Here is a 23,104-nt window from a genome sequence, read left to right as displayed (position 1 = left end):
TTACGTGAGAACAGGTTTCTTTTAATAAGTGACATTTTAATTTATATAAAATATCACATTATTCTTTATCTTTGGGCTCATGTTTAAGATGAGCAGCATCAGATTCAGGATCTTCGGGGTCAGCGCTAGGATGCGGACCTGCATCTTCTTCATCAGCAAGTTCTCCAAAAAGAGGCGTATCCATCTTTTCAGGTAAAATCACTGCTTTTTTAGCATCTTCAGGTAATTCATCATCGATGTTAGTTTGTGAATCTTCATCATTTAAAAGAGTATTGCGTGTTTTCCAAAATACGTCGTCGTAATGTTCTTTGTCTGTCATTATTAATTCCCTCCAATACGTCCGTATATGAGTAGTGCTTACCCTAGTCTGCCTATAACCAAACGATAACTGCTTATTTTTATGAATAGTATTGTCTTTTTTTGTTATTTATTGATAAGGTATCTAGTATAGTTCATGTTTCCGAAAGCGTAATCACCACTTCATCAAATAAAGCTTAAAAAAATGAAAAAACAGTCGATATAACAGGCTTTTTGCCATGTTTTGTAGACCTTTTCTGGTTATGAAATTAATGGTATCTCTGAAGTGAGAGAGCAAGTATAATACATAGAGGTGGGTATATTTTCCAAGAAATACGTATTCGATAGTTTATTTATAATGAGGTGCTGAAATGAAGATTCTGTCCAAAGCCTTAATAGGGGTTTTAATCGCAGTTATAGTAGTCGTACTGGCGTTATCTTTATTTTCAACTCAAAGTGAAAAACGAACAGGTCAGTCTATTAATTACTGGCAAATCAAATGGCAATCTCAAAATACACTCACATCCAAACCATGGGAAAGTGAACAAGATAGCTCATGGATCTCTTCCGAAATTATGAAAGATGGCAAACCGGTTAATAGTTCCTCAGCATGGATTCGTATACCATTGCCTGAACTTACATGGAACACAGCAGGTGTATTGATTCCTGAATTAAATGGTAAACATATTATCGTCTATTTGGATAAAGATAAGATTTTTGAATCTAAGCGAAGTTATGCGTATGAACAAAATCAATTGTTGCTTCCACTGATGAAGCAAGATTCTTATAAGATGCTGTATATCTGGGTTGAGTCCGCTCGTGAGCAGATTAGTCTCAAGCAAGGTATTATGGTCGGCGATTATCAGGATATGTTAATCCAGTATGTTAGTTCGGATCTGATTGATGTGGTACTGGGCAGTGCTTGTATCTTTATATCGTTGGTCATGGTGATCTGTTCTGTATTCTTGCGCCGCGATCAATTACGCATGTGGCTTAGTCTAGCAGCCATCATTCTTTCTTTGGGCATATTAGTGGTAACTTACTCGCCATTTTTGTTTACTTTTTATCCAACGTATTATAAATTGTATTCGGTTTTACTGGATTTAAGCTTATTTATATTATTGCCTGCATTACTTTATTTCTTTGAATGTGTTTTTGGTAGTGGATACAAAGGGATTATCACCAAAATGAAAAAGATACAATATGCGTATTCTTTTATCTGTGTGATGGCAATGGTTTTTAATATTTTGACCAGTGAACGCTATTTCTCTATTTATTACTTTGTTTCTGTCAAAGTATTAGGCATTTTACTGATTGTGCAATTGTTAATTTTGATGGTAGTCGCAATCACTTATGCTTTCCGTAAAAATAAAGATGCGATTTTGTTTGCTTCTGGATTTTCTATTTTTGCTTTGATTAGCGGTGGAGAATTAACATGGTTTTATATTCAAGGAGGCGCCTATAGTGTGACCCTGTGGAAATGGGGAGTTATGATTTTTGTGATATCGTTGATCTCTGTAATGGCAAGACGATTTGCACAAAATCATCAACAAATGGTGCTTTACTCTAGCCGATTAGAACTATTCAATAACGAATTACAACGCTCAGAGAAAATGGATATTATTAGCGAACTGGCTGCTTCTGTCGCCCATGAGGTACGTAATCCATTACAAGTCACACGAGGATTTTTGCAATTATTACAGATGAATACCGATGATAAAGGCCGTGAACATTTAAAAATCGCTTTAGAAGAACTGGATCGGGCATCAGCGATTATTACAGATTTTCTTACCTTTGCGAAGCCTGAATTTGATAAAATAAACACACTGAATCTATCGCAAGAATTCCAACATATCGAAGGGATTATGCGACCACTGGCTACATTAGCAGGCGGAACGATCAGTATCAATATACCGGAAGATATTGAGATTCGAGGGAACTCGTCCAAGTTTAAGCAAGCGTTGATTAATATCGTCAAAAACAGTATTGAAGCTTTACCGGAAGAAGGCAAAATTCATATCTGGGCAGAACAGCAAGATCAAGAAATTGAAATTCATATTCAAGATAACGGAAGTGGAATGACAGAAGAAGAGTTAAAACGATTAGGAGAACCTTACTTTTCGAATAAAACCAAAGGAACAGGCTTGGGGCTTATGGTGACTTTCCGGATTATAGAAGCGCTCGGGGGAGTGTTAGAGTTTAAAAGTCAAAAGAATATAGGAACAGAGGCTGTTATTCATCTTCCAGCAGCGAACCCGCAAGATTAAGGGGTTCGCTGTTAGAAGAGTTTAACAGTTTTTTTGTGTGAAATAGCCTATGTGTTTTAAGTATAAAAGAACATACAAGTATCAAAGAGGAATATTACCAACCAGCATCAACTTTCACTTTAGCATCAGCCATCATAGATGAAGGCTTCGGAGGAATGACCAAATAGAACTCATCGCTTTTTTCTTCAACCGTTTTCAGTTGCACATGATCCGGGAAAGAAATACCTAATACATCTTTTAATGCTGTTTTTGGATCGGTTTTTAACATCTCCATAAAACTAGGGTCTTCCCATGCCTTTTGAATAACCTGTGCTTGAAAAATAGCTTGGCTGGACATATTAATCTTCCTCCCTCAAATGGTTATAATTACCTAATAAGTGTATCATGTCTAATTCTAAAAATCTATGAAGATGTCAGGTCTTTTTGGATATAGTACAGTAGGCTACCTTGTAAAAGGGTATTTCGAGCGTCATTCACCGAAGATGCTGCTTGATATAATTGTGTAATTAAATAGTTGCGAAAGGCGATTAAAGACTCTGAACCAAAGGATGAAGGCTCCTCGGTAAAAGAAGATTCAGCATACTGAGCATACCGCTGAAGCACATCTTGATCATAGATCGCTTGCTGCACTTGAGTAGGAGTCACTTTATCTGTAAATAAAGCTTGTTTCTGTTCAACAGCCTCATGACGAATAAAAGCAAGCAGACAATTATAATTGCGTTCGACCATATCTTCTTCCCAATCCGTAAGATCATCATTCATTTGCAGAACGATAAGTGCTTGATCCAGTTGATGTAATAGATCAGGTAACATATCCATACGATCCGACTGAAGCAACATAGCAATAAGCGAAATTTTGAGCGGACTGACTTTACCAGCAATCATTTCAGGTTGTTGGAACAAATAATCTGACTCTGCTTCATTGTAGACAGCGCTTGCCCATTGTGCTAAAAATTGCTTGTAATATGACCAGAATAAAGAATGATCCCCTAGATTTTCGCCACAGATACTAACAAACTCATTCCAAAATAATTGACTAAGCGGGATAAGATCATGTAATTGATCAGCAGGTAGATTGGGCGTATCCATCAGATCATCTTGAATAAAAAAATGAAGCATACAAAATATATTGGCTACGCCCATACGATGAGATAATTCAGGCAATGATTGAAGGGAAGATACAGATCTGGAGACAGGTACAGTCGTAGAATGTAGATTTGAAGCTGGATACGCTTGAAGAGTGTCTGCAATCCAGAAAGGTAACAAATAGCAGACATAATTTTTGGTGCTGTGTTTTTGACGAATATCGAATTTGGCTAAATAGGTTAATCCTAATTCATTTAATGGCTTTGGAAAATGGGCTACTTTTTGCTTCGCTTCCTCAAAAACAGCATCTAATTGAAGTTCAAATGGTTGTAACCAAAGCATTAGCGTCCGCTCCTCAAATTCGTTTAGATCCCAAATACTTTTCATTATAGGTAGTATACGACATGATTTGAATATATTGGATGATTATTTGCTATTATATCGAACTTTGTACATGTTGACTAACAAATTCCTTTTTTATTTATGTATGATATTGTCGAAAATCATGCCAATAGACTATGCAAATAGACGGATTCAATCATTTCAAAAAATAAATAAATACAGAATAGATATAAAAATCAAACACAGCTCGTCTTTCTTATAGCTGCAGCGGAAAGGAGCATGCAAAACATGGACATTCCGGAACCGGAACAATTTCAACAGATATTTTATGAACATTATCCGATCGTCAAACGCAAGCTTTATGCTTTACTACGGGATGAAGCGATAGCAGACGATCTGGCACAAGAAGTCTTTCTACGTTTATATCGCAATCCACCCGATGACCCTCAAGCGATAGGGGCATGGTTACACCGCGTATTAACACGGATTGCTTATGATTATATGGATAAAAAGGCTAGAGAACGCCGACTGCAAAATAAACAAGAACAATACTATGATCTTCAACATTCTCCACCTTCTGGTGAAGATGTGGTCATTCAACAAATGGAACAAGCGGAAGTACAAGAATGGTTAGAACAATTACCGCTACGAGATCGACAAGCTTTACTGATGAAATACTCGGGTTACAGTTACGCAGAGATTGCGGAAGAGCTTCAACTCAAACCACTGCTTGTCGGTACACTACTACATCGAGCGACCAATAAATTACGTAAAAAGATGTTACGGTCTACGTAAATCAATCACAAAAGGAGGAATAGACGTGAGCAAATTTCCGCATGAACCGAGTGCCATTCAGCCTACAGAACCCACAGATTCATCTCATGCGACGGATGAAGCCTGGAAAAAACTACAACGTCGCCTTGTCACGGAGACACCACATCCGAAATGGCAACAATGGGCAAATGAACCACAATTATTTCAAATAGATGATCCATCATCACAACCACAACAATCTCAAAGGAGTGTAAATACTATGAAAAAACCGAATGAAGAACAATCTCATACTTCGTCAACAGAACCAACAGTTAAGCGTCGCCGTAAAATGAGTTCTGCTCGCAAAAGATGGACTACAGGTGTTGCTGCTTGTGTGATTGCTGGAGCAGTCATATCCACTCCATTTGGAAATAATGCAATGGCTGCACTGTTAGATCAATTCCGTGTACAGACATTAACGACTGTAGATGACCAGCAATTGTCTGATATGTTTGATCAATACAGAAGCAAAGGTGACTTAGGAGAAAGTGAAAATCGTTTTGGAACATTCACTTCAACATATGGCAAAGTAGAGGGAGACTTTAATCCTTCAAAAGCAGCTACGCTATTAAATTACACATTAATCAAAGAAGCTTCTAAAAATGATGAAAGCACGGCTTACGTACGAAGCTCAAGAACAGAGACATTAAATATGAATGTTGATGAGATTAACAAAGCGATCCAAAGTCTAGGAGGTACAGATTTGTTACCTCAATCGTTGAACAATACTCCGATTACAATGCATTTTCCAGAGACTATTGAATACACTATGACTACAGAAGATCGATTTGCAATGTTAACTCAAACTAAAGTTCCAACTGTACAATTTGATGCTTCTGTTTCAACAGAGGAAGTGTTTAAAGCTATTGCTAATTTACCTTTCTTACCGCAATCCCTTAAAGATGGATTGCAAAGTGATAAAATTATTGATGGTTCATTGCCATTACCTGTAGTATCAGATGGCACAAATGAACGTGTAACCATAGCAGGAGTACCTGTTTTAGTTACAACATACAATTATCACGATGATACAACAGCAGCTTATGGTGCAACATGGATTCACAATGGAGAATTATTTACGTTTGAATTGAATAGTGCAGACAAATCTAACACCAAAGAAACATTTACAAAAGAAATTGAGAAGTTGATCCAATCATGAATACAGTAGCGATCGATATTCAGCAATTAACCAAAGAATATGATAATGGTCGAGGTTGTCGCAATGTAACGATTAGTGTGGGAAAAGGGGAAGCCTTTGGCTTCCTCGGTCCCAATGGTGCAGGCAAAAGTACGCTGGTCAAAATGCTAGTTGGATTAACAGCACCGACTTCAGGAAGAGCTACATTATTTGGAGAACCGATTGGTTCTTTAGCCGCTAAGCAACATGTCGGTTATTTGCCTGAGCTGTATCGTTACCAAGAATGGTTAACCGGTGAAGAAGTGGTTCGATTGCATAGTCGTCTGTGTGGTATGGATCAGAGTACGATTAAGCCACGGATTAAGCAATTGTTAGATCAAGTCGGTATCGGTAAGCGTGGAATAGACAGAGTCAAACATTACTCTAAAGGGATGCAACAACGCCTAGGTATGGCTTGCGCATTAGTCAATGATCCACCTATTTTATTTCTCGATGAACCTTCTTCTGCATTAGATCCGATAGGTCGCTCAGAGGTACGTGAACTGCTTAAAAATTTAAAAAATGAAGGTAAAACGATCTTTTTAAATTCACATTTATTAGAAGAAGTAGAAAGTCTATGTGAACGCATCGCCTTACTGAATAATGGACAGATTTTGCGTCATGGACAAGTCAGTCAGGTGTTATACACACAGACCAAATGGCGTTTTAAAGTTGGCGGATTCACACCGGAGATTCTACCGTGGTTAAGCGAGACGAGCGGTATTGCGATAAAGCGATATATGAATCCATCTATATCATCGGCTACTTCGGTATTGCCTGTAGGACAAGAGACTGTTTGGTTAGAAGCAACGATAGATAATGAAGAACAGATTGGTTGGTTGAATACATTGATCGTAAATCAAGGGATGACCTTATACAATGTAGAACCAGTGAAAGAACGATTAGAAGAGTGGTTTATGGATGCTGTATCCGGTCTAAGTCACAGGGGGGAGCAATAATGACAACAGTGATTGGTATGACCTGGAAAGAATTAATGCGCAAAAAAGTGGTAATGATGACACTGATTATGACTGTGTTATTTATTATTGTTTTTTCATTTATTGCCCGAATTCTTGGGGAATCATCGGGTATAGATCCAAGTCAACAGTTAGTGATGCAGTTTATAAATGGAGCTTCTATTTTGACGTTAGGTTTCTTTTTTGGAAGTTTTATTTTAGCTTTTTTAATTATTTTTAGTTCTTTTTCTTCGATATCTGGGGAAGCCGAGATTAGCATGATGCAATCGATGTTAACCCGTCCAATTCAGCGTTGGAAATGGTATCTGGGACGCTGGCTCGGATACACTTTATTTGGCATCGTTTATGCTTTAGTTTTGTATATTGCTATCGTTGCTGTTGCAAACACCTATGCGACTGTACCGCAAAGTCTTGTTTTACATATACAATCGTTTTTATTATTTGCGCTTACCGTACCTCTACTAGTTACTGTGACTTTATTGGGCGCTACATTATTTTCAGCACTTGGAAATGGTGTATTTATGACGATGTTATATGGAGCAGGTTGGTTAGGGGGTATGGTGGAAAAATTATCTGCTGGAGCTGATATGAAGCCCGAAATGGCTCGTTCTCTGTACAATATTACAGGAATGATTTCATTGGTGATGCCAGCAGACGCCATCCAACGCAAAATGTTAGCTGTAATGTTAAATGTAGATCAATTAGCAGGGATGTTTAATATTGATCAGCAGATGCGTGGTGGTATGGGGATTGGACAAGCACCGTCTGCTACATTTATTTTTTATGCTGGTATTTATACGGTTATTTTATTCTTCTGGGGAATGCGTCGCTTTTACAAAAAAGACTTTTGAATGGTCAAGCAGCAGACGCTCTATTTTATAAAATCTATAGAACGTTCTTCAATACGCAAATACGCTTATTGAAAGAACGTTTTTATTTTGGAAATGATACATACGATAGAATATGGTAAAATGTTCAAGATCAAGTGTGTAAGCAAAGCAAGGAGATGAAGGCATAATGAAACATCAATTTGTACTGGATGCGAATTGGTATGGCGGACGGAACAGTGAAGGTACGATTGAGTCAGGCAATCTCAAAACTGCGATTTCTATCCCCCAACCTATGGGTGGACCGGGTACAGGAACCAATCCGGATGAGATGCTTTTGGGTGCAGCAGCAACCTGTTATATTATTACACTTGCAGCGATGCTTGAACGTTCGAGTATTACGGTTGCACAGTTAACGATGAAATCTGAAGGTATTGTAGATGTAACCAATAATATCTTTACGTATGAACAGATTATTCATCGCCCGGAAATTGTACTCCACGCAGAGTCAGCCGATCAGGTAGAGAAAGCGACTGTACTGGCACATAAAGCAGAGCAATCGTGTATGATCTCACGCGCTATTACAGGCAATGTAACGATTACAACGCAACCTCTGATTAGTATTGCCGATTAACACCACACTCCAAACTTTGATGAAAGAAGGTTATTGCACATGGGAACGAAATTACCTTTATCTCCATTAGTGAAATTACTCGATATGAACGAACACCGTGAAGGCGGTTGGTACAAAGAAATGTGGAAAGCTTCTTTTGAAATTCCAAAAGATATTTTGCCTGAACAATATTCAGGGCCACGTTTCTCAGCAACATCGATCTATTTTATCCTGCACGGCGATGAAATCTCGGATTGGCATGTTGTGCATTCAGACGAATTGTGGTTGATTCACTCCGGTAGTCCGCTTGAATTAACATTAGGTGGTAAAGGCGATCAACCCGTAGAAGGCAAGAAAATGATTCTGGGTATGGATATTGAAGCCGGGCAGACACCACAAGTGTTAATTCCAGCAGGAGAATGGCAAATGGCACGTCCACTAGGTAATGATCCTGTATTTGTATCTTGCGTGGTAGCACCAGGATTCCATTATGATGATTTCAAATTAATTCAACGCTAGGACGATCTATCTATGCAGTGGTATACGTTTGGACAAATGATAGCTATGATTCGTTTGGGGCAAAAAGCAAGCACAATAGACGAAGCACGTATCATGATGCGTACAACAAAAGGCATCATTTGGGTCAATGGTAGACAACAAGGACAATGTGTTGCGATCCAAGACTATTTATTTTCAGATTTATGGCGTATTTACGATGATGAAGATAGTGTCATCTCTTTATCTGAGCGTCAGCAGTATGAACAACAGGAATACCATATGCTTGAAAATCAGTATATGGAATGGTGGGCTGAACGCAAACAGCAAAAAGATCAGTCTTAACCATAAAATATAGATTGGGTTCTATCCACAAAGGTCCTGAATAGCATTAATAGTGCTTACAGGACCTTTATTTATGGATTTATTTAGTTCACTCAGTTACAATAAATAAAGGTATCTTTTCCATAAATTAATAGTATAGTTTTGTGAAAATTAGGTGTAGTCCTATGCTGTTCATGGTATGATACTAAAAAAAGAATCGAAATTTGTCGATATTCGGACATTTGAGATTTTAATATGGCTAAAAGGCATGGAGTAAGTGCTGATATAGATGGGGGTTAATTTGCTAAAATGAAACAACGTAAGAGCCTGTTACCCAAACCTTTTCCGGTGACTGTATATATTTTGGCTGTTATGACAGTTGTCTTGATTATTGTGAATACTACCTATTACGTAACAACGCGAAAAGCATTAATTTCGGTTCAGGAACAAAATATGCGTGCAATCACAGATCAAATTAGATCGTCTATCAAGTTATCTCAAAGTGGCGAAGCTTTTGTAGAGGATTTGATCGGGGAGAACTTGAGAATGGCAGCGCAGGCTGCACAATCTAAAATTGGGACAGACATGAACAATATTACCAATAAGCAATTGGCTGAAGTGAGTAAACAAGTGGGTGTGGATCGAATTACGCTTTTAGCTCCTTCTGGTAATAATATTGTACCTGTACGATCTTCTGATCCTAGTGAACTAGCTGTCAAAGAAGAATGGCGAGCCGATTGGCTCAAAGCGGTTCAAGAATTACTGGCTGGCAAAATACCTACGGTTGAGATTGGGCAGAAGCTTCCTGATTATTGGGGAGCACCGATGATCTCCAAAGTAGATAATGCGAACTCGGCGGGTGAGAAGTGGGGCTATTATTATGATGGATCTACTAATTATGTTATTAACGTCTATACCAATGACAAATCGGTCCGGCAATATCAGGAAAATACAGGTGTAGAAGCGATTATTCGTGAAATATTGAATGGAGAGCGCAGTCGACAGACATTGGGGATCGCTATTTTTAATCCACCTATCTTTCTCGATCAAGCCAATCAATTCAATTCGCGCGGTGTCATCTGGTATTCAGACAATGAGACATTATATAACGATTATTCGTATAAGAGTGCAACTGACAAAACAAATATTAAGCAAGTTAATAAATCAGGAAATACGATATCGATTACCGACGAATTTGATAATGTTCCGGTGCTCAAAACCTTTATTCCCGTGGAGCTGACGTACCCGGCGATTATCACAGTAGTGTCTGATCTGACTGAAGTACAACAGACACTGAATGAGCAATTAATCAGGTTAACCCTGACTATTTCTGCTTGTTCGGTTGCGATTATTGCTTTGGTATTAGGATTGATTACGATTCTGAATCGTCGTACAGAAGCAGCGGCGCAAAGTGTACAAAACGTCTATTTAGAAAATATAGATGCGCTATTCAACTCGATCAAAGAACAACGTCATGATTTCAATAATCATGTGAATACGATTCAATTATTGGTCAAAATGAAAAAGTATGATGATCTATCTACGTATACAGCTGAATTGGTCGGCGAATCAATCGCCATGAATCAGATTATCAATATTAATCTGCCGGCATTATCGGCATTGATTCAAGCGAAGACGACACAAGCCTATGATCGTCGTATTAAGTTCGAATACGATATCAGTAATCTCAAATCGGTACAATTTGGAACAGTGAAGTCCACCGAACTGGTCAAAATTGTGAGTAATTTGATCGATAATGCTTTTGATGCTGTAAGTGAAACAGACCGTCCTGAGAAAATGGTTAAAGTGACCGGACGTGTTCGTGGAGAACAACTAACATTTACAGTCGGAAATAATGGCAATCCGATTCCCGAAAAATTAAAACAGCAAATTTTTGAAGCAGGATTCAGTACGAAGCCGCTTAACCGCAAAAATTCAGGGTTAGGTCTAGCGATTGTACAGAAAATTCTAGCCAAACATCGTGGTATTATTCGGGTTGAGAGTGATGAAGAATGGACAGAATTCTCTGTTCGTTTGCCCCTTTAATAGGGACTTATCCTGTGCTTGAAATGATGAAGTGAACACCGTTTTCGGCAAGAAATAGTGATGGCATTGTGTCGTATCACTAGCGAGGTATAACTAAAAAACCGCTATGTTCTCTGAGTATAGAGAGCATAGCGGTTTTAGTTTTTTTAGGAGTCTTGAGGTAATGTGGATGAAGGTCTGGTGGTATGAGAAGGGATAGCCGGTTTGCTTTTTTTACCAGCTGATCCGGTTAACCATTGCCCTCCCGGTAAGCGTGACAGAAAGCTCGTTAACGCTATCGCTGTAGGAGCGACAACCATAAAAGTCAGTATCGTCATGATTAGATTCAGCCCGGGCATTGTAATCTGACGTGTAAAATAAGACACACCCATCAGAATCAGTGCATGAGATAAATAACCCCCGAACGAGTAACGACCACACCACTTTAAAAAGCGTACGATCACGCCTTTTCGTTCCACCAGTATTAACGCTAATCCATACATCAACAACATATGACTGACTACAGCTATAAAAGTAGTTGGTTTAAGATACGTAGAAACATTAAGATTGATAGCTACAGGATCAAAACGTAACAGATCGTAGCCTAACCAGATATACATGATTCCAAAAGCAAGAGCTGTCCAAGGCAATATTTTGAGCATAACGGCTCTCCAGCGCTGAATCGCTGAACCACAGATCCCACCAAGTACAAAATAAAAAAAGTAAAATATAAATTCACTGGTACGATGTTCTAAAACGATTTTCCAAATGCCTTCAACTGTCCATGTAGGCATAGCATAATAGCATAACCACATGATCCATCCGTACACAATTCCGATCACCACTAACATTATGATAATACGCTGTTGTTGCTGTTTTGACGAACGATGAGCGAGTACATGAGTTCCAAATTGCTTACCTAGCCAGCGGAACAACGGAAATAACAGATAAAATTGAAAAATCATAATAACAAACCACAGATGATATCCATTGGTTGGAGCAAATAACTGCCCTACAATATCTTGTACACTGTCTGCTCGTAACAATGGAACTTTGAATATCCATTGCATTACAATCCAGTAAATAATTGTCCATACAACAAATGGAATATAGATATCACCAATGCGCCGAAAGATCACCGAACGATAAGGTCGTCCATCTCCATATTGATAAAATAAAATCGCACCTGCTAAAAATACAAACGTTAATGTACCAAACCGTGTAAAATGATAAAGCATACCTAGCATGATGGAATCGGCTTGGATAATGCCACTTCGATAAATATATTCACCAATCGAATGTTGCATCACCACCGCCAAAAAGGCAAAACCACGTAGCAATGCCCACTCATTGATCCGTTCTTTAGACATGTATTCACCCCAATTATCCCTAACAATTCTTTACACTAATAAAGCATTATATCAGACATTTGTTAATAGAAGATGAATTATATTGCTCATCTACTTATCAATCATCAATATATGTTTTTATTGTAAATTACATACAAACTATCATTTTTCACTATGATCAATATGGACGATTACCCGAAAATAGAGCTTTCATCTATTCCAAAAAGGTTATGTCTATAGACCTATTTTCCAAATATGGAATTGACAATTTCAAAATATACCGAGTATGATGGCTATATTATAAACAGGAAGGAGGTTGAGGAACATGATCTTACGTAAAGATATGAATATGCAGAATACCTATCAACCGGGTCAGCATTATGATCTAGGGTTAACACAGGATGAACGTCATATTAATCGCTGCTTGAAAACTTCATACTCTTGCTTCATGTTCATCAATCTCTTACGGACGACATAAACTGCAATACGGAAATCATTAAGCATAGTCTATATTGAACCAGTTACTTATACGCATATTGTGTATATTCAATGCTAACTAGCTACCTATTTCCTTATTCAATCAGTGCCCCTAATCTCAATAGGCATCTAATTAAATATGCAGGGTTTATTTGATCGCAAATAGTGCCGTTACACCTATTTGCCTATAAACCACCAGCCGCAGACCGTTACAGAGGTCGCGGTTTTTTTGTGTCATAAACATCCATAAAGTTTATAAAAAGGATTTAAATAACATCTAAAACATAAAGTCAAGATATGACACTATTCAGCTATCATCCATAACAGTTAACCCAATAACCATTTATATATGTATATCTAAAATCTATTAAATAGACAAAACCATAAAAGAAAAAATAAAACCATTTCCAACGCTCAACCGTCTTATTTATAAACGATAAAAATATTCAACATCTCAAAATAAACTGAACTTTTTCAATGCATAGAACTAATACCAAATTTAGACTATTACTAAATTCTATCATCAACCCAATCATAACCAAGAAATACTAACAAATAATCAACTATTCTTAAAAGCGGCTATCTCCCCCAAAAGGAGAAAATAAATAACGCTCTAACTCAATCGTTTCTACACAAGCAGAAAAGTACCATCCAGCACAGAGCAAAAGAAATAAAATGGATTCTATTTCACCAGCGACGACAAAAACCATTCTATTTCTGTAGCGGTCTTCATCACCAACCGCCAATTGTAAGTGAATTTTCACCCATCCCCTTCATATGAAAGGAGTGATCGATCATGTCCGTAACTCAAGCCATGACTTCTATCATTCAGACTGAATTAAAACGTATTGAACAAGAACAACAAGTTCGTATTTTATATGCTTGTGAATCCGGTAGCCGTGCATGGGGGTTCCCTTCTCAAGATAGCGATTATGATGTGCGCTTTATTTATGTGCATCCTCCAGAATGGTATTTGTCGATTTTCAACAGGCGAGATGTTATCGAATATCCAATCAGTGAGCAGTTAGATATCAACGGTTGGGACTTGCGCAAAGCACTGAATCTGTTCCGCAAATCCAATCCACCATTGATGGAATGGTTGCATTCTCCTATTCAATATGCTGAAAATGGTTCACTTGCTGAGCGAATTCGAAACGTTTCACCGACTCATTTTTCTCCTCGGTCTTGCATGTATCATTACCTGCATATGGCAAAAGGGAACTTCCGTGGGTATTTGCAAGGGGATACTGTTAAGATCAAAAAATACTTTTATGTATTGCGTCCGATCTTAGCTTGCTTATGGATAGATCAAAAAGGAACAATGCCACCTGTAAGCTTTGATGAGTTGATTGAAGAGATGTTGCCACCGGGGCAATTACGTAGTGATATTGATCAGTTATTGACTCGCAAAAAAGCAGGCGAAGAGCTTAATCTAGAGCAACAAATTCCATCGATCCAGTATTTTTTAACCGATATGATCGATATTTTAGAACAACAGGTCGTGCACATGTCGACTTCGGAACAATTACAAGATGATCTACTGGATCAGTTGTTCCGCGAAGCATTGCAATATGCCTATCCAAACGAAGTTTCGCTTTTGTAAGCAGACTCGTTTACAATAATAAAGAAGCCCCTTTAGAACTAGAGGGGCTGACTTGAAAGAGGTTTTACCGATTATGAGTACTCCAATATCATCTTCTTATATTCATGAAGTGAAGCTTCCTGCGGGAAGTGTACATGTTTACGCCAATCCAGAATTATTTGCAGGATTGGACTATAAAGTATTTAATATGGCCAATAACAATTTACAAATCCCGGGTATTCAGTATATGGGGTATACACCTGATGTTCATGTAGGCATCGGCACCTGTATTGGCACAACCGCGGTCTGGGATGCAAGTGCTGGTTATGTATCGCCTTCGATTGTAGGAAGCGATATAGGCTGCGGGATGCGTGTGCATTTGACCAACCTGCATCGTGATGATCTACAAGACGTGAAATTGCGTCGTAAATTAGTCAAAACCATCGAAAAGTATCTGCCGATGGAATCACAACAGCGTGGACATTTTGCAGATTTGAGATTGGAACATGTGGTACGTAAAGGGTTACACGGTCTACCTAACAAATATATACCTGACAGTTATACACCGAAGAAATCCACATCACTGACGCATGTAGAAGAAAGTCGTTTTTCTTTTAATGAAGAAGTGTTAAATGGTGTGCGTGATCAGACATGGGGTAGAGCGCATCGTCAACTGGGTACACTTGGTGGTGGCAATCACTTTGCAGAGATTCAAGCGCTTGAGATTGATGAAGAACATCGCCATATTGCTGAAGCATGGGGCATGAGTGATGGACAAATCGTTGTCATGATTCATTCAGGCTCTCGTTCATGGGGAGGAAGTATCAGTCAGGAAAGCAATCAAGTGATGCTGTCGCAGATGCAACGCTTGGGACTAGGGACTGCTGATCCTAGACTGGCTTTTCTACCGTTAGCTCATCCAGAAGGTCAGTATTACGTCAATATGATGTATTCTGCGCTTAATTATGCGACAGTGAATCGTCATCTGATCGCTTACAGTATCCGTGAAGCATTCCGTGATGTATTTGGTAATGGATGTGAGATGCGTACATTGTATGATCTGATGCACAATTACGCTTGGGCAGAAGAACGGGATGAAGGAGCTGTATTTATCCATCGTAAAGGTGCCACTCGTGCACTGCCAGCTGGTCATGCTGGCAATCCGAAGCCATATCTAGCAACAGGGCATCCAGCATTGATTCCCGGCTCGATGGGAACCTCATCGTATATTATGGTGGGTCAACCCGGTGGATATGACAACTATTATTCGATCTGTCATGGAGCAGGACGAGCCCGCTCTCGCTCAGCCACCAAAAAATTAGTAACTGTCGATCAATTTGCCAGTTCACTCAAAGTAGGAACAGCCGATGAGATCGTCGTCAATCAGCGTTCACTGGAATCGATATTAGATGAATCACCACAAGCCTATAAAGATGTCGATCAAATTATTGAAAGTGTCACAGGAGCAGGACTTGCTTCTGTCGTGGCAAAATGTAAGCCGCTTGCGGCAATCAAGGGGGCCAAATGAATGGATTCACTTTTTCAGACAAGTCATACAAATGTAGAACCGATTGAAAGTGAAAACACTCCTGAAGCGATTGTAATTTATACAACCGATGAACAAAAATTACCTACCGAATATGCAGATTATGCACGGGTTATTAAAGGCATCGAAGAATCGTTAACATCGCGTTATGGAGTGACTTATAAATTATATTCAAGCAGTGATCCGAATACCGAATATTGGGAGTTGCTTGATGAAGATTTACGTCATAGCAGTACTGATGTAGAACATGTGATTCGTATTTACGATCGTTTGGAAGAACGTACTTTTGTCTATGATGGAGATCGTACAGAGCCAGATTATTGTGTACATCCATCTGTGATGAATAATGTATTTGCGTATGCGCAAGCAGGCGTAGCATTAGCACGTATGCCTGTATTTCGTCCACATGGCGTGAGTAGTGAAGATCTTGTTTTCGCAACAAGTGATGAATCATTATTGAAATTTCTAGGTGATGTCCGTGTGCGTCAACGTGAACAAAGTTTGCGCCGTGTGACAGTGTTTACAGATACACGTCATGGCATTAATCGCCAAATGGAGCCGGTGAGTCGTGCGGTTTCTCGTGATGATGTGATTATGGCTCCAGAGATCAAACAAGATATTTATCGTTCGCTGGATCGCTTTTTTGCAGAAGATCGTTCTTTTTACAAAACATATGATATTCCGTATAAACGTGGTATTTTACTATACGGGCATCCGGGTAATGGTAAAACAACCCTTGTGAAATCAATCGCTGGTAGCGTACCGGGACCTGTAGCATACTGGCAGATTACCGAGTATACAAGCAGTGAATCGATTGAAGAAGTGTTCGATGCCGCTGTTCGGATGACACCGATGGTACTGGTGATCGAAGATATCGACTCGATGCCCAAAGACGCTCGTTCGTTCTTCTTAAATACACTGGATGGAGCTACTTCCAAAGAAGGTGTATTTCTGATTGGAACAACCAATTATCCTGAAAAAATCGATCCAGGTTTGATGAATCGTGCAGGACGATTTGACCGTGCTTATGAAATTGTACTACCTGATGAGAAATTGCGTTCTGAATTTTTCTATCGCAAACGTCTGCATGAATTTGCAGGAGAAGAGATTGTACAGGAAACAGCCAAATTAACCGAAGGATTTACCTTTGCTCAACTGGGCGAATTGTATATCTCAGCAGCATTACACTGGCATGAAGATGGTCAATTGGATATGAAAGAATTGATTCAAGGGCTACGTGGAGAGCTAGATAAGAGTCGTAAAGGTGTCTGGCTTCAAAACAGTGAAGGTCGGGTCGGCTTTCATTTCTAATAGCGTTGAACAGGTAAATCTAGCATCCGTAAATATAGTGTGATCCAGAGGATTGGAAAAGTATGTAACTATACTTTTCTGATCCTTTTTTTGTGCGTTGGTAACTGTTGACGATCAGACAGATAAAGATATTTAGGATTCGTTTTTCATATCCACAAGCGGGTAAAAGTTTAATTTGAACTCTATAAAACACGTTTTTAAGATTGTGGATAACTCGTTTTCTTTTTGTAATTTCATCGGGTTTATTTGACCGTTTACTAAAAAATAAAGATAGAATATTATTTTCGCTATTCTTATATGTAATTATTGGATTAAATAATCTATTTCTTATTAGATCGAATATGAAAATAGAACCATAAAATACATCGTTAATCGTATATGGAATAAACATACATAGAAATATATAATTGGATACATCGCAAAAGAGTAATATGGGATCAGCGATAGAAAGGAGCCGATAAGTAGCGAAATGGTATAGAACAAATTTCAGCAGACAGGGTATAACTGCAACACTATACATCATTCAGGAGGGTATACAATGACCAAAAGAAGTAAAAAATCTTTCGCAGGTATGACGATGTCCGTACTCAGTGTCATCATGTTATCCACATTGTTATTTCCAGGATTCACAATGAGTTATACACATGCAGCATCGACTGGTGGTTATGCAACAACAACAGGATCGAACGAAGCCGCTGTTACAGTAACTACACTTGCTGAATTGAAAAATGCGTTTAACGCAGGTAAACATCATATTGTGATTAAAGGCAATATTTATGGTGGAGCCAAACCATTAACACTGACGTTTGCTACAACCAATTGGAATAATACCACGATTGAAGGCGCAAGCGGTGGTGGTGCAGTATTGCAAAATATTCAGTTGAAATTTAGTGGGGAAAATCTTCCGGCAGGAACCAATATTGAAAATGTAGTCATCAAAAATATTACGTTTTATGGGAATATCAAAGATTTACAAAATTTGAGCGGAGCAGATACACAGCCTGGCGGGATTGGTACTAACTATTTGGGCGTCTCTTTCCGTCGCACGAGTAATATTTTAGTCGATCATGTCACTATGTATAATATCAGTGATGATCTATTTGTGATCTCACAGGGTTCAGATTACGCTACCTTGTCGAACAGTCACTTTTATTTTACAGACAGCTGGTTGAATATGAATCCGAATCCGATCTGGAACTGGGTAGGAAGCAATCAAGATCTGGCTTCTGAACGTTTAGCACTGATTATCGGTTCGAACAAAAATGATTCCTATACTTACGGTGGTGGCAAATTACATGTGACTATGCATCATAACTGGTTCGGGCCGAATATGAAAGGACGCCCGTTGTTACGTGGATATGTGCATATGTATGATAACTATTTTGATAACAGTACAACACCATCGGGCAACAATGCACAAGGTTATTCACAGCAACAATACAATGCAGCACAGATCGGTAGTGGCGGCAATATTTTTTCGGAAAATAACTATTTCTACAAAACGAATAACAGTAATCAGATCGGTCTAGATAGCAACGGAGATGCTTATAAATTCTATGAACGCAATAATGTGTATAATGCAGTCACAGGCACATCAGCTACTGGAGCAGCCTTCCCGGGTGGCACTTCATTCCCGTATAGTTATTCACTAGATCCAGCAGCTAATGTACCAAATATTGTTCAAGCGAATGCAGGTCCTAAATAATAAATATGTATTTCAAAGAGAATGATTGTCAAAAAACAAAGAGTCTGCTAGAATAAACAAAAACGAATGTAAGCGTATTCATAAAGACTAAAATTACAACGTTGTAATTAAAAGGTGAAAGAGATATACAAGATAAAAGAGAGTCATTATATTTATACACAATAAATTGATAATCCTTTTATATTTTGTTCATAACTCTTATCTTTTATACTAAAATTACAACGTTGTAATTAAGTCGAATATCAGAAAGTATGATGGTTGAAGTAGTGAAAGGGAGTGGTATATAGTGGGTAAAAAATCAATCTCACTGATGAAATTGATCAAGCGTGATAAGTACTTATTGATTATGTTTGCACCTGTTTTTGTGTACTATGTGATCTTTATGTATATTCCTATGCCCGGTGTACTGATTGCTTTCAAAAACTTTACACCAGGACATGGCATTTTCGGTGGAGATTGGGTAGGGCTACAGTGGTTTGCTCAATTTGTACATTCGATCTACTTCTGGCGGTTGTTACGCAATACCTTTTTACTCGCTTTTTTACCTCTACTTTTTGGTTTTGGTATTCCTATTTTGTTCGCTGTATGTATCGTCGAGATCAAAAATCAAGTCTTCAAACGATTCGCACAAACGATTACGTATTTACCTCATTTTATATCCACAGTTGTCGTTGCAGGTATGTTAATTAATTTTTTATCCCCAGCTGATGGAATTGTGAATACATTGTTAGCAAGATTCGGTATGGAAAAAGTTAATTTTATGATGGAAGCGGGTTGGTTTCGAACGATTTTTACCAGTTCTGAAATCTGGCAAAGTTTTGGATTCAGTTCCATTATCTATATCGCTGCGATTATGAGTATTGATCCTGAAATGTATGATTCGGGCAAGATTGATGGTGTTAGTAAATTTCAAGAATTGTGGCATCTGACGTTACCTAGTATTAAGCCTACGATTGTTATTTTGTTGCTGTTATCTCTGGGTGGCATTATGAGTGTAGGTTTTGAAAAAGTATATTTATTGTACAACGGTGCAACGTATGAGACGGCAGATGTATTATCCACCTATGTGTATCGAATGGGAATAGAAGGACAGAATTATGGATTTGCCACAGCGGTAGGTTTGTTTAATTCAATTATTACTTTTGTACTTGTATTCACAGTGAACCGGATCACAAGACGTATGACCAATATGTCTCTCTGGTAGATTTTGATACAGGTTAGCCACCAGATAGACAAAAGGAGACGCCCATGAAAAAGTCTATGCTCGACAGTCCACATCGTCCGTATGTGAATATCAACAGCAACACCTTTACGACTAGAAAATCATTAAGTGATCGCACCTTTTACGGGTTGATTTACTTGATGACGATTGTCGCAATTATTGTGACTTTGTATCCGTTCTTGTATGTGTTGAGTATTTCATTTAGTTCGGTCGAAGCGATAGATCAACAGAAAGTGATTTTGTTTCCAGTAGGGTTCACGTTATCGGGCTACAAAATGGTATTGCAGTACCAAGAGTTATGGGTGTCGTTTTATAATACGCTCTGGTATACGGTTGTAGGTACGGTGCTGAATATTTTGTTTACCTGTTTGGCGGCTTTTCCTTTATCCAGACCTCGATTCTTTTTACGCCGCAAATTGAACTTCTTTATCGCTTTTACAATGTACTTTTCTGGTGGATTGATCCCAGTCTATATGTTGATTACTTCATTAGGGCTCTACAATACGCGCTGGGCAATGGTGCTACCTGTACTGGTGATCACGTTCAATGTCATGATTTGCCGATCTGCTTTTGAAGGCATACCGAATGAAATATTTGAGAGCGCTAACATTGATGGAGCGAACGATATTACGATGTTATTCAAATTAGCGATTCCGATCATTAAGCCTACACTGGCAGTATTGACGCTATATTATGCAGTCTATCACTGGAACAACTTTTTCTCGGCTCTGTTATATCTGGGCAAACAGGACTTACAACCGTTACAGATGTTTTTGCGCAGAGTATTAATTATGGCTTCACCTGAAGTGATGCAGAAAATGGGCGGATCTATGTCTACCAGTGCATTAGCAGTATCGACATTGCAAGTACGTTATGTGTCTATCGTGGTCAGTATTTTGCCTATCGTAACGATCTATCCGTTTATTCAACGTTATTTTGTTAAAGGGATTACATTGGGTGCAGTAAAAGGATAAATAGATAAGCAATGTGTTATGAAGTGGAATGTACTACAGGTGGATGATCATAAAGGGGGCAAGAAGAATGAAGGCTAAAAAAGTAGGCAAATTAGTACTGGTGACTGTATTAGCAGCAGGGATAGCAGGTTGTAATAGCGCAGGGAATGGAGCACAGACCAGTGCCCCAATGGAAGCAGAACCGAATTTTACATATACAGGGAAAGGACCTATTACAGCGATAAAGGATGCAGAGTTATCGATACTTGCCACCAATGCGTGGACAACCAATGTCGATCTAGCACATGCCCAAATCGTACAAAAAATTACTGATAATGCTGGTATCAAAGCCAATTGGGATCTTATTCCGCCTCAAAACTATGCTGATGCAGTAAATCCAAGACTTGCCGCAGGTGTAGACTTGCCTGATATTATTTATATGCCTGATCAAGATCAATTGATGAAATATATCAATAGTGGTATTGTGATTCCGATTGATGAATTGTACGAAAAATATGGTGTGAATTTGAAAAAAATCTATGACCAATCACCAGATGTCAAAGCAAGTCTAACTACACCAAGTGGGAAAATGTATTATGTTCCGCAGCAGACGCTCACTAAAAACTATATGCCTGTGTTTATGGTGAATGAACGATGGCTCCAAACATTAGGGTTACAAGAACCGACTACACTGGATGAATTTACCGAGATGTTGCGCCAATTTAAAGCAAAAGATCCGAATGGAAATGGCAAAGCAGATGAAATTCCAATGTCGATGGAACCTAAGTTTTTAGAAATGGCATTTGGCCCTGTATTTGGATTAGATTTGTCGAACCAATTTTATGCGGATGATCAAGGAAAAGTGCATTTTAGTTATAATGAACCTGCTTACAAGCAATACTTAACCTACCTTAATAGTCTATACAAAGAAGGATTGTTGGGTGTCGATTATGCAAGTACAACCAGCGATCAGGTGACTTCGAGAATTTCGCAGAATGTAACAGGAGCTACGTTTAATTTTAGCTGGTATATGTCGATGGTCTATAGCCCATTATTCAAAGATTACAATCCGAAAGAGCCGATCTTCAAAGGTATTCTTCCGCTTAAAGGACCCAACGGAGATCAATTTTATGTCGGACGCACACCGGTAAGTGGTATTTTCGGTATTTCAAGAGATAGCAAAAATCCTGCGTTAGCATTTAAATTTCTAGATTATGCAGTTAGTGAAGAAGCGCAAACGTATTATACTTGGGGAATCAAAGACGATACGTATACAGAAAAAGATGGCAAAAAACAATTTACAACCAAAGGACAAGACAATGACTATATTCAGAAGCTAGGTATAGGTCCTGTAAATTTGCCTAATATTCAATCGGCTGAATCCGCAGATGCGTTAGTGCCTGCATGGCATTCAGCATTAGATAAAAAGTTAGAATCATATATTCATCCTCCGTTTCCGTTTGTCTATGCTTTACCGGAAGAAGCAAGTACAGATAGCATGTCGATGCCTGATATCACGACTTATGTTGAAGAAATGAATTTCAAATTTGTTAGTGGTAGTCTAGGATTGGATCAATTCGATGATTATATCAATACACTCAAAAGTATGAATATCGATCAAGTGATTGCTAACAAACAAGCTCAATACGATCGTTATCTAGCTGCTCAGAAAAAGTAACCCATGCTTATTGTGCGCTATCGACTTAGAAAATGGTT

At 38.5% G+C, this 23,104-nt stretch carries 22 protein-coding genes; 17 read left to right on the top strand and 5 right to left on the bottom strand.

Annotated elements, in window-relative coordinates; translation table 11 throughout:
• Positions 1 to 58 precede the first annotated feature (58 nt).
• A complete protein-coding gene (locus PTI45_RS06150; protein ID WP_069326670.1) occupies positions 59 to 319 on the bottom strand; it encodes a hypothetical protein in 261 nt (86 codons plus the stop codon).
• A 349-nt stretch (positions 320 to 668) separates the two neighbouring features.
• Here PTI45_RS06150 and PTI45_RS06145 point away from each other — a divergent pair, with 349 nt between their 5' ends.
• The gene (locus PTI45_RS06145; RefSeq protein WP_069326669.1) at positions 669 to 2,564 is read left to right on the top strand and encodes a sensor histidine kinase; all 1,896 of its coding nucleotides are present in this window, start codon (positions 669 to 671) and stop codon (positions 2,562 to 2,564) included.
• 94 nt (positions 2,565 to 2,658) lie between these two features.
• On the opposite strand, the gene PTI45_RS06140 is transcribed toward PTI45_RS06145, so the two are convergent.
• Positions 2,659 to 2,901 carry an NHLP leader peptide family RiPP precursor gene (locus tag PTI45_RS06140; protein ID WP_069326668.1) on the bottom strand — a complete coding sequence of 81 codons (243 nt, stop codon included), beginning with the start codon at positions 2,899 to 2,901 and terminating at the stop codon, positions 2,659 to 2,661.
• 65 nt (positions 2,902 to 2,966) lie between these two features.
• Positions 2,967 to 3,992, bottom strand: a complete 1,026-nt coding sequence (locus PTI45_RS06135; RefSeq protein ID WP_069326667.1) for a hypothetical protein — start codon at positions 3,990 to 3,992, stop codon at positions 2,967 to 2,969.
• Between the two features lie 288 nt (positions 3,993 to 4,280).
• Between PTI45_RS06135 and PTI45_RS06130 the strand changes: the two genes are divergently transcribed.
• From PTI45_RS06130 to PTI45_RS06095, 8 genes are all read left to right on the top strand, one after another.
• Complete coding sequence (locus tag PTI45_RS06130; protein ID WP_069326666.1) at positions 4,281 to 4,787, top strand: sigma-70 family RNA polymerase sigma factor; 507 nt, start codon at positions 4,281 to 4,283, stop codon at positions 4,785 to 4,787.
• A 25-nt stretch (positions 4,788 to 4,812) separates the two neighbouring features.
• Positions 4,813 to 5,964, top strand: a complete 1,152-nt coding sequence (locus PTI45_RS06125) for a hypothetical protein (protein ID WP_069326665.1) — start codon at positions 4,813 to 4,815, stop codon at positions 5,962 to 5,964.
• A complete protein-coding gene (locus PTI45_RS06120) occupies positions 5,961 to 6,941 on the top strand; it encodes an ABC transporter ATP-binding protein (protein WP_069326664.1) in 981 nt (326 codons plus the stop codon). Before PTI45_RS06125 ends, PTI45_RS06120 begins: the two co-directional genes overlap by 4 nt.
• On the top strand, positions 6,941 to 7,810 hold the full coding sequence (locus PTI45_RS06115) for an ABC transporter permease subunit (protein ID WP_083243380.1): 870 nt from the start codon (positions 6,941 to 6,943) through the stop codon (positions 7,808 to 7,810). Before PTI45_RS06120 ends, PTI45_RS06115 begins: the two co-directional genes overlap by 1 nt.
• Positions 7,811 to 7,976: 166 nt before the next feature.
• The gene (locus tag PTI45_RS06110; RefSeq protein WP_069326663.1) at positions 7,977 to 8,420 is read left to right on the top strand and encodes an OsmC family protein; all 444 of its coding nucleotides are present in this window, start codon (positions 7,977 to 7,979) and stop codon (positions 8,418 to 8,420) included.
• 39 nt (positions 8,421 to 8,459) lie between these two features.
• Positions 8,460 to 8,918, top strand: coding sequence for a cupin domain-containing protein (locus PTI45_RS06105; protein WP_069326662.1), 459 nt, complete (start codon positions 8,460 to 8,462; stop codon positions 8,916 to 8,918).
• A gap of 12 nt (positions 8,919 to 8,930) precedes the next feature.
• Complete coding sequence (locus tag PTI45_RS06100; protein WP_069326661.1) at positions 8,931 to 9,239, top strand: hypothetical protein; 309 nt, start codon at positions 8,931 to 8,933, stop codon at positions 9,237 to 9,239.
• Positions 9,240 to 9,527: 288 nt separating this feature from the next.
• Positions 9,528 to 11,264, top strand: a complete 1,737-nt coding sequence (locus tag PTI45_RS06095; RefSeq protein ID WP_069326660.1) for a sensor histidine kinase — start codon at positions 9,528 to 9,530, stop codon at positions 11,262 to 11,264.
• A gap of 146 nt (positions 11,265 to 11,410) precedes the next feature.
• Here the strand turns inward: PTI45_RS06095 and PTI45_RS06090 are convergent, their stop codons facing one another.
• Entirely contained in the window at positions 11,411 to 12,613 is a 1,203-nt protein-coding gene (locus PTI45_RS06090) for an acyltransferase (protein ID WP_069326659.1), read from the bottom strand.
• A gap of 304 nt (positions 12,614 to 12,917) precedes the next feature.
• On the opposite strand from PTI45_RS06090, the gene PTI45_RS24080 reads away from it, so the two are divergent.
• Positions 12,918 to 13,070, top strand: coding sequence for a hypothetical protein (locus tag PTI45_RS24080; protein ID WP_175425128.1), 153 nt, complete (start codon positions 12,918 to 12,920; stop codon positions 13,068 to 13,070).
• Positions 13,071 to 13,638: 568 nt separating this feature from the next.
• On the opposite strand, the gene PTI45_RS23865 is transcribed toward PTI45_RS24080, so the two are convergent.
• Entirely contained in the window at positions 13,639 to 13,833 is a 195-nt protein-coding gene (locus PTI45_RS23865) for a hypothetical protein (RefSeq protein ID WP_139129217.1), read from the bottom strand.
• A 32-nt stretch (positions 13,834 to 13,865) separates the two neighbouring features.
• On the opposite strand from PTI45_RS23865, the gene PTI45_RS06085 reads away from it, so the two are divergent.
• The 7 genes from PTI45_RS06085 (at position 13,866) to PTI45_RS06055 (ending at position 23,066) form a co-directional block, all read left to right on the top strand.
• Positions 13,866 to 14,672 carry a nucleotidyltransferase domain-containing protein gene (locus PTI45_RS06085; RefSeq protein ID WP_069326658.1) on the top strand — a complete coding sequence of 269 codons (807 nt, stop codon included), beginning with the start codon at positions 13,866 to 13,868 and terminating at the stop codon, positions 14,670 to 14,672.
• Between the two features lie 73 nt (positions 14,673 to 14,745).
• Positions 14,746 to 16,179, top strand: a complete 1,434-nt coding sequence (locus PTI45_RS06080) for an RtcB family protein (protein ID WP_069326657.1) — start codon at positions 14,746 to 14,748, stop codon at positions 16,177 to 16,179.
• Positions 16,180 to 16,221: 42 nt separating this feature from the next.
• Positions 16,222 to 17,508: an AAA family ATPase gene (locus PTI45_RS06075; RefSeq protein ID WP_069326858.1), complete on the top strand. Its 1,287-nt coding sequence runs from the start codon at positions 16,222 to 16,224 to the stop codon at positions 17,506 to 17,508.
• 538 nt (positions 17,509 to 18,046) lie between these two features.
• Positions 18,047 to 19,213, top strand: a complete 1,167-nt coding sequence (locus PTI45_RS06070) for a pectate lyase family protein (protein ID WP_206665594.1) — start codon at positions 18,047 to 18,049, stop codon at positions 19,211 to 19,213.
• A gap of 310 nt (positions 19,214 to 19,523) precedes the next feature.
• Positions 19,524 to 20,417, top strand: coding sequence for an ABC transporter permease (locus PTI45_RS06065; protein ID WP_069326856.1), 894 nt, complete (start codon positions 19,524 to 19,526; stop codon positions 20,415 to 20,417).
• A 44-nt stretch (positions 20,418 to 20,461) separates the two neighbouring features.
• Positions 20,462 to 21,409, top strand: coding sequence for a carbohydrate ABC transporter permease (locus PTI45_RS06060; protein ID WP_241669256.1), 948 nt, complete (start codon positions 20,462 to 20,464; stop codon positions 21,407 to 21,409).
• 67 nt (positions 21,410 to 21,476) lie between these two features.
• Positions 21,477 to 23,066 carry an extracellular solute-binding protein gene (locus PTI45_RS06055; RefSeq protein ID WP_083243379.1) on the top strand — a complete coding sequence of 530 codons (1,590 nt, stop codon included), beginning with the start codon at positions 21,477 to 21,479 and terminating at the stop codon, positions 23,064 to 23,066.
• Positions 23,067 to 23,104 lie beyond the last annotated feature (38 nt).

The sequence above is a fragment of the Paenibacillus nuruki genome, from assembly GCF_001721045.1.
Classification (GTDB): domain Bacteria; phylum Bacillota; class Bacilli; order Paenibacillales; family Paenibacillaceae; genus Saccharibacillus; species Saccharibacillus nuruki.
Note: the sequence above shows the minus strand (reverse complement) of the source record. Positions and strands in the feature narration are given on the sequence as shown.

What these genes read in the sequence shown, in the direction of transcription:
- PTI45_RS06100 (WP_069326661.1), top strand. Translation starts at nt 8,931, where the DNA reads ATGCAGTGGTATACGTTTGGACAAATGATAGCTATGATTCGTTTGGGG.
- PTI45_RS06065 (WP_069326856.1), top strand. Translation starts at nt 19,524, where the DNA reads ATGAAATTGATCAAGCGTGATAAGTACTTATTGATTATGTTTGCACCT.
- PTI45_RS06105 (WP_069326662.1), top strand. Translation starts at nt 8,460, where the DNA reads ATGGGAACGAAATTACCTTTATCTCCATTAGTGAAATTACTCGATATG.
- PTI45_RS06140 (WP_069326668.1), bottom strand. Translation starts at nt 2,901, where the DNA reads ATGTCCAGCCAAGCTATTTTTCAAGCACAGGTTATTCAAAAGGCATGG.
- PTI45_RS06130 (WP_069326666.1), top strand. Translation starts at nt 4,281, where the DNA reads ATGGACATTCCGGAACCGGAACAATTTCAACAGATATTTTATGAACAT.
- PTI45_RS06145 (WP_069326669.1), top strand. Translation starts at nt 669, where the DNA reads ATGAAGATTCTGTCCAAAGCCTTAATAGGGGTTTTAATCGCAGTTATA.
- PTI45_RS06070 (WP_206665594.1), top strand. Translation starts at nt 18,047, where the DNA reads ATGACCAAAAGAAGTAAAAAATCTTTCGCAGGTATGACGATGTCCGTA.
- PTI45_RS06150 (WP_069326670.1), bottom strand. Translation starts at nt 319, where the DNA reads ATGACAGACAAAGAACATTACGACGACGTATTTTGGAAAACACGCAAT.
- PTI45_RS06095 (WP_069326660.1), top strand. Translation starts at nt 9,528, where the DNA reads ATGAAACAACGTAAGAGCCTGTTACCCAAACCTTTTCCGGTGACTGTA.
- PTI45_RS06055 (WP_083243379.1), top strand. Translation starts at nt 21,477, where the DNA reads ATGAAGGCTAAAAAAGTAGGCAAATTAGTACTGGTGACTGTATTAGCA.
- PTI45_RS06120 (WP_069326664.1), top strand. Translation starts at nt 5,961, where the DNA reads ATGAATACAGTAGCGATCGATATTCAGCAATTAACCAAAGAATATGAT.
- PTI45_RS06110 (WP_069326663.1), top strand. Translation starts at nt 7,977, where the DNA reads ATGAAACATCAATTTGTACTGGATGCGAATTGGTATGGCGGACGGAAC.
- PTI45_RS06135 (WP_069326667.1), bottom strand. Translation starts at nt 3,992, where the DNA reads ATGCTTTGGTTACAACCATTTGAACTTCAATTAGATGCTGTTTTTGAG.
- PTI45_RS24080 (WP_175425128.1), top strand. Translation starts at nt 12,918, where the DNA reads ATGATCTTACGTAAAGATATGAATATGCAGAATACCTATCAACCGGGT.
- PTI45_RS06085 (WP_069326658.1), top strand. Translation starts at nt 13,866, where the DNA reads ATGTCCGTAACTCAAGCCATGACTTCTATCATTCAGACTGAATTAAAA.
- PTI45_RS06060 (WP_241669256.1), top strand. Translation starts at nt 20,462, where the DNA reads ATGAAAAAGTCTATGCTCGACAGTCCACATCGTCCGTATGTGAATATC.
- PTI45_RS06090 (WP_069326659.1), bottom strand. Translation starts at nt 12,613, where the DNA reads ATGTCTAAAGAACGGATCAATGAGTGGGCATTGCTACGTGGTTTTGCC.
- PTI45_RS06080 (WP_069326657.1), top strand. Translation starts at nt 14,746, where the DNA reads ATGAGTACTCCAATATCATCTTCTTATATTCATGAAGTGAAGCTTCCT.
- PTI45_RS06115 (WP_083243380.1), top strand. Translation starts at nt 6,941, where the DNA reads ATGACAACAGTGATTGGTATGACCTGGAAAGAATTAATGCGCAAAAAA.